This window comes from Paracoccus jeotgali (genome assembly GCF_002865605.1).
GTDB classification, from domain to species: domain Bacteria; phylum Pseudomonadota; class Alphaproteobacteria; order Rhodobacterales; family Rhodobacteraceae; genus Paracoccus; species Paracoccus jeotgali.
In genome coordinates, this window is record NZ_CP025583.1 from 1,541,545 (window position 1) to 1,553,907 (window position 12,363).

A 12,363-nucleotide genomic window follows, 5' to 3' on the forward strand; every position below is an offset into this window, starting at 1 on the left:
GCAAAGGCGCAGCGGCATCGGGTGATGATTACGCTGCGCGGCCCAGTCTGGCAATCATGCAATCACAGGATGAGCAGCGGCCGAGACGCCGGCGGCGCCCGGCACGGCTGCCGAGCGCCAAAGTTGTCCGTCTCGGCACCGGATCAGCAGCGCGCGAGAACAGCGCGTGCCGTGCTCTTCAATTGCTGGCGACCCGACGCGGATCGGCGCCGGTCGCGGCGCGGTACCAGGCGACGATCGCCTGCCGCTCTGGCTCTTCCATATAGCTCACATTGGCGGGCGGCATGGCGTGGGTCAGCCCGGCCTGCAGATAGATCTGGCGGGCCGCGCGGGTCACGTCGTCGGGGGTTTCCAGCAGCAGCCCCTTGGGCGCGTAATGGATGCCGTCATAGCCCGGCTCGCGGCCGTGGCACATGGCGCAGCGGCCGGGGACGATGCCCATCACCTCGTCAAAACCCGCCGCATCCGCGAATTTCTGCTGCGCGGGCGACAGCACCCGCGCCTCAGAGTCCTCATAGCTGACCATCCGCATCGGCGCGGTCGACAGCCACATCACCCCGATGAACAGCAGCACCGTCGCGGCCCAGGTCCACCACTTCATCCCGCCGCCGGCATGCATGGTGTTGAAGAAGTGCCGGATGGTGACGCCCATCAGGAACACCAGCGCCGCGATCAGCCAGTTATAGTCGGTTGCGAAGGCCAGCGGGTAATGGTTCGACAGCATCAGGAACACGACGGGCAGCGTCAGGTAGTTGTTGTGGGTCGAGCGCAGCTTGGCGATCTTGCCGTATTTCGGGTCGGGTTTGCGACCTTCCTGCAGATCCTTCACCACGATGCGCTGATTTGGCATGATGATGAAGAACACGTTGGCGGTCATGATGGTGGCGGTGAAGGCGCCCAGATGCAGCATGACGGCGCGGCCGGTGAAGACCTGATTATAAGCGTAGCCCATGACCACCAGCAGCGCGAACAGCAGCAGCATCAGAACCGTCGGACGCTCGCCCAGCGGGGATTTGCACAGCCGGTCATAGACCAGCCAGCCGATCGACAGCGACAGCGCCGAGATGGCGATGCCCTGCCACAGCGCCAGATCCGCCTTGGCCGGGTCGATCAGGAACAGCTCGCCCCCGACCCAGTAGACGATCATCAGCAGCGCCGCGCCCGACAGCCAGGTGCTGTAGCTTTCCCATTTGAACCAGATCAGGTGGTCCGGCATGTTGGCCGGCGCGACCAGATATTTCTGGATGTGATAGAAGCCGCCGCCATGGACCTGCCATTCCTCGCCATGGGCGCCGGGCGGCAGATGCGGGGCCTTGCGCAGCCCCAGGTCGAGGGCCACGAAATAGAAGCTGGAGCCGATCCAGGCGATTGCGGTGATGACGTGAAGCCATCGCACCGCAAAGGCCAGCCAGTCCCACATAATGGCGAATTCACTCATCAAGGCATCTCCTCGGCTGATTTCCGGGCGTGTGTGCAGTCACGCTAACGCAAGCCGGGACCGCCCGTTAATGGGGATATTTCCCAAATACTTTCAAACAAAACCCGAAAGCCGGGGCCGCGACGCGCGCCGGGCGGTCGCAGCCCCGCAAAGCCTCAACTGTAGGTCGAGACGTTGCTGCCGGCGAGGGCGGCGATGTTCATCAGCCCGCGCACGGTGATGCCGGGGGTGACGATATGGGCGCGGTTGCCCATCCCCATCAGAATCGGCCCGACCTCGAGCCCGCCCGCGACCGAGCGCAGCATGTTGCGCGCCGCGCCCGCGACCTCGGCATTGGGATAGATCAGGCAGTTGGCGCGCCCGGTCAGGCGGCTGCCAGGGAACAGCCTTTCGCGCAGTTCGGGTTCCAGCGCGACATCGGCGGGCATCTCGCCCTCGTATTCAAAGTCGAGCTCCATCTCGTCGAGGATGTCCAGCGCGTCGCGCATGTTGCGGCCCGACCGCGTCTCCATATTGCCGAACTGCGAGCTGGCGCACAGCGCGATGCGCGGCTTGACGCCAAAGCGGCGCATGTGGCGCGCGGCGCCGATCACCGTGTCGGCGATCTGGACCGGGGTCGGGAACAGGTTCACCTGACTGTCGGCCACGAACAGCGGCCCCTGATCCAGAATGATCAGCGACAGCGCGCCCACCGGGTGATAGCTGTCGCGGCCGAGGATTTCCGAGACGTATTTCAGGTGCCAGCGATATTCGCCGAAGGTGCCGCAGATCAGCGAATCGGCGTCGCCCAGATGCACCATCATGGCCGCGATGACGGTCGTGTTGGTCCGCAAGATGGCGCGGGCCAGATCCGGCGTCACGCCGCGGCGGCGCATCAGCTGGTGATAGGCCGACCAATAGTCGCGGTAACGGGCGTCGCTTTCGGGGTTGATGATCTCGATCGCGTCGATGTCGATCGAGATGCCCTCGCGGTTCAGGCGCTGCGCGATGACCTCGGGGCGGCCGATCAGGATCGGGGTGTCGTGGCCGTCCTCGATCAATTCGCGGGCGGTGTGCAGGATGCGTTCGTCCTCGCCCTCGGCAAAGACCAGACGGCGGCTGGCCATGCGGTCGGCCTCGAACACGTTGCGCATGATCGAAAAGCTGCGATAGACGCGCGATTTCAGCTGGCGGTGATAATCGTCCAGATCCAGCTCGCGCGTGGCCACGCCCGATTCCATCGCCGCCCGCGCCACGGCGACCGCGATGCGCGGCAGCAGGCGGGGATCGAAGGGCTTGGGGATCAGGTATTCGGGGCCGAAGGTCAGCGTCTCGCCGCGATAGGCCTGCCCGACCTCGGCCGAGATCGTCTCGCGCGCTAAGGCGGCGATGGCCTCGACGCAGGCGACCTTCATCTCGTCATTGATCTGGGTCGCGCCCACATCCAGCGCGCCCCGGAAGATGAAGGGGAAGCACAGCACGTTGTTGACCTGATTGGGATAATCGCTGCGGCCGGTGGCGATCAGCGCGTCGGGCGCGGCTTCGCGGGCGAGGTCGGGCATGATCTCGGGCGTCGGGTTCGCCAGCGCAAAGATGATCGGGCGCGGCGCCATGCGCGACACCATCTCGGGCGTCAGCAGGCCGGGGCCCGAGACGCCAAGGAACAGGTCCGCCCCCTCCATCGCGTCCAGCGTGCTGCGCATTTCGGTGTCGCGGGCGAACTCGGCCTTTTCCGCGTTCAGATCGTTGCGGCCGGTGTGGACGACGCCCTTGCTGTCCAGCATGATGATGTTCTCGCGCTTGACGCCCATCACCATCAGCATCTTCAGACAGGCGATCCCCGCCGCGCCCGCGCCAAGGGCCACCACCTTGATATCCTCGAAGTTCTTCTTCGCCAGCCGCATCGCATTGGTGGCGGCGGCGGCGGCGACGATGGCGGTGCCGTGCTGGTCGTCGTGAAAGACCGGGATGTTCATGCGCTCGCGGCACAGCCGCTCGACCAGGAAACATTCGGGCGCCTTGATGTCTTCCAGGTTCACCGCGCCGAAGGTGGGTTCCAGCTTGCAGACGATATCGGCCAGCTTTTCGGGATCGGTCTCGTTCACCTCGATGTCGAAGCAGTCGACGCCGGCGAATTTCTTGAACAGGACCGCCTTGCCCTCCATCACCGGTTTCGAGGCCTGCGCGCCGATATCGCCCAGACCCAGCACCGCCGTCCCGTTCGAGATCACCGCCACCAGATTGCTCTTGGCGGTATAGCGCATCGCGTCCTGCGGGTTCTTCTGGATTTCCAGACAGGCTTCGGCGACGCCCGGCGAATAGGCGTTGGACAGGTCGCGGCCGGTGTCCATGGCCTTGGTGGCGCGGATCTCCAATTTGCCGGGGCGCGGAAATTCGTGGTAATCCAGCGCTTCCTGGCGGCGGTCGCTTGGCAGTTCATCGTTCGGCACGGCAAGTCCTCCCTTTTCGCGTTGAACGCGCTTAGGGGTTCATTTGCGCATTGTTACGTCCGTTTTTGCAATGGCAGACTTGCCGGAAACAGCTTGTGGAAATCGCAGGCAAATCCGGGGCGAAATCCGGGGCGCGGGTTGCGGCACCGTGCCTCACGCGTTTGGGACTTGCCGCGCCCGGTCTGCGCGGCGAAGTTGCTGACATGATCACGCACCCCCCCTTTCCGGCCCTGCGGCGCGCCCTGCTGGCGCTGATCGCGGTGGCGACGCTGGCGCCGGGCGTGGCGCTGGCGCAGTTTCAGGGCGGGCCGCAGGGGCCGGTGACGGTGGGCGTGATGCCGATGACGCGCAGTGATGTGCCGGTCCGGGTCGAGCTGCCGGGCCGGGCCGTGGCCTATCAGATGGCCGCCATTCGTCCCCGCGTCGGCGGCGCGATCACCGACATCCCCTATCAACCCGGCCACGAGGTCGAGGTGGGCGAGATCCTGTTCCGGCTCGAGGACGAGACCCTGGCCGCCCAGCTTGCCGCGGAAGAGGCCTCGGTCGCCTCGGCCGAGGCTGCCCGCGACGGTGCGCTTGCCACCGCCGAACGCTACCGCGCGCTGCGCAATTCCGGCGTCAGCCGGGCCGAGCTTGAACAGGCCGAGACCGCCCTTGCCACCGCCGAGGCCGGCGTCGCCACCGCGCAGGCCCGGCGCGATCTGGCGCGGCTGGCGCTGCAGCGCACCGATATCGAAAGCCCCATCGCCGGCGTCGCCGCCGTCAGCCCGTTCAGCGTCGGCGACATCGTGCAGGCCGGCCAGTCCGAGCCGCTGACGACGGTCGTCCAGCTGGACCCGATCTATGTCGATGTGATGGAATCGCGCGCCCATGTCCTGCGCCACATGCAGCGGCTGGCCGATGGCCGCATCCAGCGCGACAGCGCCCCGCCCGCCGCCCGGCTGACGCTGGAAACCGGCGCCGACTATCCCGAGACGGGGCGGATGCTCAGCCCCGGCAGCCGGGTGTCGGCCACCACCGGCACGACGACGCTGCGGCTGCAATTCGCCAATCCGGACCGGCTGATCCTGCCCGGCCAGTTCGTCCGGGTGACGATGACGGTCGGGCAGTTGAACGCCTTTCTGGTCCCGCAGCGGGCGACGACGCGCAGCGCCGATGGGCAGCTTGCCGCCTTCGTGGCCCGTGACGGCCGCGCGGTTCAGGTCGCGCTGACCGAGGAAGGCACCCATGACAACGCTTGGCTGGTGACGGACGGGCTGCAACAGGGCGACCTGCTGATCCTCGACGGCTTGGGAAATCTGCGCGACGGGGCCGAGGTCACCACCACCCCCGTCACCATCGACGACAGCGGCGTGGTTCGCGATGTGACGCCCGACACCGACCCCGCCGCCGCGCAGGCGGCCGAGGGCGACGCCGCGCAGGCGGCCGAGGGCGACGCCGCGCAGGCGGCCGAGGGCGACGCCGCGCAAGCGGCGGATGGCGACGCCGCGCAAGCGGCCGAGGGCGACGCCGCGCCGCGCCCGCCCGCCACCGCGCAGCCCGCCCCGACCCGGGACGGCTGAGGGGTGGGACAGTTCTTCATCCATCGCCCGGTCTTCGCCTGGGTTCTGGCCATCGTGACCATGCTGGCCGGGGTGGCGGGGCTGCTCGGGCTGCCGGTCTCGCAATATCCCGACATCGCCCCCACCACCGTCCGCATCAGCGCCAGCTATCCCGGCGCGACGGCCGAGGCGGTGCAGAACTCTGTCACCACCCCCATCGAGGATGCGCTGACCGGGATCGAGGGGCTGGTCTATTACGAATCGAACTCGTTTCAGGGCCGCTCGTCGCTGACCCTGACCTTTGACGAGCGGGTCGAGCCGAATGACGCGCTGAACGATGTGCAGGGCAAGGTCCGCAGCATCGAATCGCGCCTGCCCTCGGTCGTGCAGTCGAACGGGGTCAGCATCTCGCGGTCCAGCTCGTCCATGCTGATGGTCGGCTCGCTGGTGTCGGCGGATGGGCGCTATTCGACGGTGGAACTCGGCAACCTGCTGGAAGAGGTGGTCGAGGGGCCAGTCAAGCGCGTCACCGGCGTCGGCGGGATCAACGTCTTCAGCTCGGGCTATGCGATGCGGATCTGGCTCGACCCGTTCCGGCTGGTGCAATACGGGCTGCTGCCCACGGACATCACGGCGGCGGTCTCGGCTCAGAACGCCATCGTCTCGGTCGGCTCGCTGGGGGCGCAGCCGGTGGTGCCGGGCCAGCAGTTCACCGCCACCATCACCGCCCAGAGCCAGCTTGCGAGTGTCGAGGAATTCCGCCGCATCCTGCTGAAAACCGACGAGGAAGGCGCCGCCGTCTGGCTTGGCGACGTGGCCGAGATCGAGATCGGGCAGAACCGCTATGGCTCGGACAGCCGGTTCAACGGGATGAACTCGGCCGGGTTCGGGGTCAATCTGGAAACCGGCGCCAACGCGGTCGATACGGCGCGCGGCGTGCGCGCGGTGCTGGCGCAGTTGAACGACGCCCTGCCGCAGGGGGTCGAGCTGCAGGTGGCCTTCGACACCTCGCCCTTTGTCGAACGCTCGATCAACAAGGTCTGGCAGACGCTGGTCGAGGCGATCGTGCTGGTCGTCGCGGTGATCCTGATCTTCCTGCAAAGCTGGCGGGCGACGATCATCCCGGTGGTGGTGGTGCCGGTGGTGATCCTGGGGACATTCGCCGTGCTGGCGGCCCTTGGCTATTCGATCAACACGCTGACCATGTTCGCCATGGTGCTGGCCATCGGCCTTCTGGTCGATGACGCCATCGTCGTGGTCGAAAACGTCGAACGCGTGATGCGCGAGGACGGCATCGGCCCGGTCGAGGCGACCGAGCAGTCCATGCGCCAGATCACCGGCGCGCTGATCGGCATTGCCGCCGTGCTGGCGGCGGTGTTCCTGCCCATGGGCTTCATGGCCGGGGCGACGGGCGTCGTCTATCGGCAATTTTCCGTCACCATCATCACCGCCATGGGCCTGTCGCTGGCCGCCGCGCTGATCCTGACGCCGTCACAGACCGCCAGCCTGCTGCGCCCGCATCGCGGCCCGCCGCGCTTTGCGCCCGCGCGCTGGTTCAATGCCGGGTTCGATCGGCTGTCGCAGGGTTACGGCGCCGCGGTCGCCCGTCTGGTCCGCCGCCCGGTGCTGGCGCTGGTGCTGCTGGCGCTGATCGCGGGCGGCGCCTGGCACCTGTTCACCCGGCTCAATTCCACCTTTCTGCCGACCGAGGATCAGGGCGTGCTGATGGCCCAGATCAGCCTGTCCGAAGGCTCGACCGCACAGCAGACCAAGGCCGTCGTCGAAGAGATCGAGGCCTATCTGCTGAACGAGGAGGACGCGGTGGAATCCGTCTTCGGCGCGCTCGGTTTCGGGATCTCGGGCAGCGGGCAGTCGCGCGCGATGCTCTACGTCAAGCTGCGCGATTTCGACCTGCGCCCGGACGAGGTGCAATCCGCAAGCGCCGTCGCCCGCCGCGCCAACAAGCGCTTTGGCGACCACCGCGCCGGACGCATCTTTTTCGTCCAGCCCCCGCCGATACAGGGGTTGGGCGATCAGTCGGGCTTCAGCTTCTATCTGATCGACCAGACCGGTCAGGGCCTCAAGGCGCTGCGCGAGGCCTCGGCCGCGCTGGAAAACGCCGCCGACGCGCATCCGATGATCGCCGATCTTCGCGGCCGGGGGGATGAGGATGACGCCGCGCTGCGCCTGCAGATCGACACCCAGCGGGCGGAAACGCTGGGGCTGCGGATCGCAGATGTGAACGCCATGCTGTCGGTGATCTTTTCGGGGCGCGAGGTGAATGATTTCGCCCTTGGCGCCTCGCTGCGGCCGGTGATCGTGCAGGGCGCGGCCCGTTTCCGGATGCAGCCCGAGGATCTGCAGGCCTGGTATGCCCGCAACAGCGCGGGCGAGATGGTCCCCTTCAGCGCCTTTTCTAGCTATTACTGGGAGCCGGTCGCCCCGCGCCTTCAACGCTATCAGGGCAGCGACGCGATCTCGATGTCGGGGACCGAGGCGCCGGGGGCCAGTTCCGGTCAGGCGATGGACGCGATCCTGGATCTGGTCAGCGATCTGCCGGGCGGGTTCGGCGTCGCCTGGACCGGGCTGTCCCTGCAAGAGCAGCAATCCGGCAGTCAGGCGCCGATGCTGTATGCGCTGTCGGCGCTGGTCGTGTTCCTGTCGCTGGCGGCGATCTATGAAAGCTGGTCGGTGCCGTTTTCGGTGCTGCTGTCGGTCCCGGTGGGTATTCTGGGCGCAGTCGCGGCGGCACTGATCTTCGGGCAGGCGAACGACGTCTATTTCAAGGTCGGGATCCTGACCACCATCGGGCTAGCCGCGCGCAACGCCATCCTGATCGTCGAGTTCGCCCGCGTGCTGGAACTGCAGGGCCGTAGCACCGCCGAGGCCGCGACCGAGGCCGCGCGGCTGCGGCTGCGGCCGATCCTGATGACCTCGCTTGCCTTCATCATGGGCGTGGTGCCGCTGGCCACGGCGCGGGGCGCGGGGGCGGCGGCGCAGAACTCGATCGGGATCGGGGTGATGGGCGGGATGATCGCCGCGACGGTGATCGGGATCTTTCTGGTGCCGGCGTTCTACGTGGCGGTGCGGCGGTTGGGCGGCCCGCTGCGGGCAGCGCCGAAGCCGGTGCGCGAGTAGCTTTGTCGGCTTGGGCCCGTCACTCTGCCGGGCGGATCAGCAGCGCACGGAAGTCATTGACGTTGGTCAGCGTCGGGCCGGTCACCACCTGATCGCCAATCGCCGCGAAAAAGCTGTGCGCGTCATTGCGCGCCAGCGCCGCATCGGCATCGAGCCCCGCCGCATGCGCCCTTGCCAGTGTATCGGGCGCGACCGTCGCCCCGGCCACCTCGGCCGCGCCGTCGACGCCGTCGGTGTCGCAGGCGATGGCGTGGATGCCCTGCGCCCCTTGCAGCGCAAGGGCCAGCGCCAGCGCATATTCCGCATTCGGCCCGCCAATGCCGTCACCCCGGCGCGTCACCGTCAACTCTCCCCCCGACAAGATCAGCAGCGGCGGGTCTGCGGGGGTGCGCTCTGCCTGCGCCGCCAGCGCGCGTGCGGCGTGAGCGCGGGCCACCTCGCGCGCCTCGCCGGCCAGATCATCGCCCAGGATTTGCACTTCGAACCCTGCCTTGCGGGCGTCATCGGCAGCGGCGGCAAGCGACTGCGCCGGGGCGGCCACGACATGGTTCCGAACCCGCGACAGGCGCGGATCGCCCGGCGGCACGACCCCGGTCGGCCCCGACAGCACCTTGTGCGCCGAGGGCGGCAGCGGGATGCCCCAGCGCTCGGCCACCGCCATCGCCTCGGCCGGGGTCGAGGGATCGCCCACGGTCGGCCCCGATCCGATCATCGCCGGATCGTCGCCCGGCACGTCCGAGATCAGCAGCGCCACCACCTGCGCCGGCGCCGCCGCCGCCGCAAGCTGGCCGCCCTTGACCCCGCTCAGATGCTTGCGCAGCAGGTTCATCTGCTCGATCGGTGCGCCCGATTGCAGCAGGGACGCGTTCACCGCCTGCTTTTCCTGCAGCGTCATCGCCCCGGCAGGCTTGCACAGCAGCGCCGAGGCCCCGCCCGAGACCAGCGCCAGAACCAGATCATCCGCCGTCAGCCCACGCAGCAAATCCAGCATCTGCTGCGTGGCGGTGACCCCGGTCGTGTCGGGCACCGGATGGGCGGCCTCGATGATGCGGATGCCCTGGGTCGGTCGGGCATGGCCGTAGCGTGTGATCACAAGCCCCTCGCACGGCCCCCACGCGGCCTCGACCGCCTCGGCCATGCGGGCGGACGCCTTGCCCGCGCCGACCACCAGCACCCGCCCCTGCGGCCGGGTCGGCAGGTTGCGGGCGATGAAGCGCATCGGATCGGCCGCCGCGACGGCCGTCTGGAACAGCGAGATCAGAACCGCCTTGTCGTCCATCCCTGCCCCGATCCCTGTCCTGAGCCGCCGCGCCTAGCCCTTGGCCTTCAGCCGCTCGGCATGCCAGTCGACATGATCGCCGATGAAGCTGTTGACGAAGAAATAGCTGTGGTCATAGCCGCGCTGCATCCGCATCACCGAGGGCTGGCGGCGCCGCGCCATGGCGGCGGCAAGCGTCTCGGGCTTGAGCAGGTCGAGGAACTGGTCCTCGCTGCCCTGATCGATCAGCACCTCGCCCGGATAGCCCTGCTCGGCCATCAGCAGGCTGGCGTCATGCGCCCGCCACGCCTCGCGCCCTTGGCCGAGATAGGCGCCGAACTGCTTCTGACCCCAGTCGCTTTCCGTCGGGTTGGCGATGGGGGCAAAGGCCGAAACGCTGCGGAACTGGTCGGGCAGGCGCATCGCCATGGTCAGCGCGCCATGCCCACCCATCGAGTGCCCGGTGATGCCCTGCGCCTCGGCCTGCAGCGGAAAGTTGTCGAGCACCAGCTTGGGCAGATCGCTGGTGATATAATCCCACATGCGGAAATGCGGCGCCCACGGGGCCTCGGTCGCGTTGACATAGAAGCCCGCGCCCTGCCCCAGATCAAAGGCGTCGTCATCGGCCACCCCCTCGCCGCGCGGCGAGGTGTCGGGAAAGATCAGCGCCAGACCGGCGCGGGCGGCATGTTCCTGCGCGCCGGCCTTGGTCATGGCGTTTTCATGGTTGCAGGTCAGGCCGGACAGATACCACAGCACCGGCACCGGGCCGCGTTGGGCGGCGGGGGGCAAATACAGGCCAAAGGTCATGTCGGTGCCGGTCGCGTCCGAGGCGTGGCGATAGACGCCCTGCACGCCGCCGCAGCTTCGGTTTTCGCTTATTGTCTCAAGGCTCATCGGAACCTCCTTGGGTCAGGTCGTGATACATGACAAGCGCGTCCACATGGCCCAGGCGCGGATGATCGAACGCGCCCGGCAGCCGGCCCACGACCGTGAAGCCCGCCTTTTGCCACAGATGGACCGCATCGGAATTGCTGGCCACGACAAAGTTGAACTGCATGGCCCGGAACCCTTCGCCCCGCGCCCAGTCCTTGGCGTGGGCGACCAGCCGCGCCGCCACGCCCTGCCCGCGTGCGGCCGGTGCGGTGGCAAAGCTGGCATTGGCGACATGCGCGCCGCCGCCGGGCCGGTTCGGGCCGATATGGCTGGTGCCCAGCACCGCGCCCCGCGCCTCGGCCACGAAGACGCGGAAGGGGGCGGCGAACCAGTCCTGCAACGCCGCCTGTCGCGGGATGTCGCGGGGGATGCAATAGGTCTCGCCCGCGCGATAGACGGGTTCGAGGATCGCCCAGATCGCGTCGTGATCCTGCGGACCCGCGGCGCGGATGGTCAGCGGGTCGCGCAGCGCCAGCGTGGTCAATAGGTCACGACCGAGCGGATCGACTTGCCCTGCCGCATCAGCTCGAACCCTTCATTGATGCGGTCGAGGGTCAGGTCATGGGTGATCATCGGGTCGATCTCGATCTTGCCGTCCATATACCAGTCGACGATCCGCGGCACGTCGGTCCGCCCCCGCGCGCCGCCAAAGGCCGAGCCTTTCCAGATCCGCCCGGTGACAAGCTGGAAGGGCCGAGTGCTGATCTCGGCCCCCGCCGGTGCCACGCCGATGACGACCGAGACGCCCCAGCCGCGATGCGTGCATTCCAGCGCGTCGCGCATCACCGCCACATTGCCGGTGCAGTCAAAGCTGTAATCCGCCCCGCCGATCTGGTCGAAGGGCGTCTTCGTCATCTCGACGATTGCCTGCACGACATTGTCGACGTTTCTCGGGTTGATGAAATGGGTCATGCCAAAGCGTTCGGCCATGGGCTTCTTGTCGTCGTTCAGATCGACGCCGATGATCATGTCGGCGCCCGCCAGCCGCAGGCCCTGGATGACGTTCAGCCCGATCCCGCCCAGACCGAAGACCACCGCCTTGGCGCCAATCTCGACCTTGGCGGTGTTGATCACCGCGCCGATCCCGGTGGTGACGCCGCAGCCGATATAGCAGATCTTGTCAAAGGGCGCGTCGGGCCGGACCTTGGCCACGGCGATTTCCGGCAGAACCGTGTGGTTGGCGAAGGTCGAGCAGCCCATGTAGTGATGGATCGGCGTGCCATCCAGCATCGAGAACCGCGTCGTGCCATCGGGCATCAGCCCCTGCCCCTGCGTCGCGCGGATCGCGGTGCACAGGTTGGTCTTGCCTGACAGGCAGGACGGGCATTGGCGACATTCGGGCGTGTAAAGCGGGATGACGTGATCGCCGGGCTGGACGCTGGTGACGCCGGGGCCGACCTCGACCACGACGCCCGCGCCCTCATGGCCGAGGATCGCGGGGAACAGCCCCTCGGGGTCGTCGCCCGACAGGGTGAATTCGTCGGTGTGGCAGATGCCGGTGGCCTTGATCTCGACCAGAACCTCGCCCGCCTTGGGGCCTTCCAGATTGACCTCCATCACCTCCAGGGGTTTTCCGGGTTCCAGGGCGACTGCGGCGCGGGTTCTCATCGGCATCTCCTGATC

Annotated in this window: 8 protein-coding genes; 2 read left to right on the forward strand and 6 right to left on the reverse strand. The window is 67.7% G+C overall.

The window, feature by feature from the left end:
- Window positions 1-178: 178 nt before the first annotated feature.
- Window positions 179-1,438 (reverse strand): urate hydroxylase PuuD, encoded by a 1,260-nt coding sequence (locus tag CYR75_RS07550; protein ID WP_101499491.1) that lies wholly within the window; start codon window positions 1,436-1,438, stop codon window positions 179-181.
- Window positions 1,439-1,593: 155 nt separating this feature from the next.
- The gene (locus CYR75_RS07555; RefSeq protein WP_101499492.1) at window positions 1,594-3,867 is read right to left on the reverse strand and encodes an NADP-dependent malic enzyme; all 2,274 of its coding nucleotides are present in this window, start codon (window positions 3,865-3,867) and stop codon (window positions 1,594-1,596) included.
- A 203-nt stretch (window positions 3,868-4,070) separates the two neighbouring features.
- Here CYR75_RS07555 and CYR75_RS07560 point away from each other — a divergent pair, with 203 nt between their 5' ends.
- Window positions 4,071-5,429 (forward strand): efflux RND transporter periplasmic adaptor subunit, encoded by a 1,359-nt coding sequence (locus tag CYR75_RS07560; protein WP_192876693.1) that lies wholly within the window; start codon window positions 4,071-4,073, stop codon window positions 5,427-5,429.
- Between the two features lie 3 nt (window positions 5,430-5,432).
- Complete coding sequence (locus tag CYR75_RS07565) at window positions 5,433-8,546, forward strand: multidrug efflux RND transporter permease subunit (protein ID WP_101499493.1); 3,114 nt, start codon at window positions 5,433-5,435, stop codon at window positions 8,544-8,546.
- Window positions 8,547-8,565: 19 nt separating this feature from the next.
- Here CYR75_RS07565 and CYR75_RS07570 read toward each other — a convergent pair whose 3' ends face one another.
- From CYR75_RS07570 to CYR75_RS07585, 4 genes are read right to left on the reverse strand one after another with little or no spacing between them, the layout of a single operon-like run.
- Window positions 8,566-9,825, reverse strand: a complete 1,260-nt coding sequence (locus CYR75_RS07570; RefSeq protein ID WP_101499494.1) for a glycerate kinase type-2 family protein — start codon at window positions 9,823-9,825, stop codon at window positions 8,566-8,568.
- 33 nt (window positions 9,826-9,858) lie between these two features.
- Complete coding sequence (gene fghA, locus CYR75_RS07575; protein WP_101499495.1) at window positions 9,859-10,701, reverse strand: S-formylglutathione hydrolase; 843 nt, start codon at window positions 10,699-10,701, stop codon at window positions 9,859-9,861.
- Entirely contained in the window at window positions 10,691-11,224 is a 534-nt protein-coding gene (locus tag CYR75_RS07580; RefSeq protein ID WP_404825366.1) for a GNAT family N-acetyltransferase, read from the reverse strand. Before CYR75_RS07580 ends, fghA begins: the two co-directional genes overlap by 11 nt.
- The gene (locus CYR75_RS07585) at window positions 11,221-12,348 is read right to left on the reverse strand and encodes an S-(hydroxymethyl)glutathione dehydrogenase/class III alcohol dehydrogenase (protein ID WP_101500937.1); all 1,128 of its coding nucleotides are present in this window, start codon (window positions 12,346-12,348) and stop codon (window positions 11,221-11,223) included. The genes CYR75_RS07580 and CYR75_RS07585 overlap by 4 nt, the downstream gene beginning before the upstream one ends.
- Between the last annotated feature and the right edge of the window lie 15 nt (window positions 12,349-12,363).

Coding starts and splice junctions, on each gene's coding strand:
- CYR75_RS07570 (WP_101499494.1), bottom strand. CDS start 9,825: ATGGACGACAAGGCGGTTCTGATCTCGCTGTTCCAGACGGCCGTCGCG.
- fghA (WP_101499495.1), bottom strand. CDS start 10,701: ATGAGCCTTGAGACAATAAGCGAAAACCGAAGCTGCGGCGGCGTGCAG.
- CYR75_RS07560 (WP_192876693.1), top strand. CDS start 4,071: ATGATCACGCACCCCCCCTTTCCGGCCCTGCGGCGCGCCCTGCTGGCG.
- CYR75_RS07550 (WP_101499491.1), bottom strand. CDS start 1,438: ATGAGTGAATTCGCCATTATGTGGGACTGGCTGGCCTTTGCGGTGCGA.
- CYR75_RS07585 (WP_101500937.1), bottom strand. CDS start 12,348: ATGAGAACCCGCGCCGCAGTCGCCCTGGAACCCGGAAAACCCCTGGAG.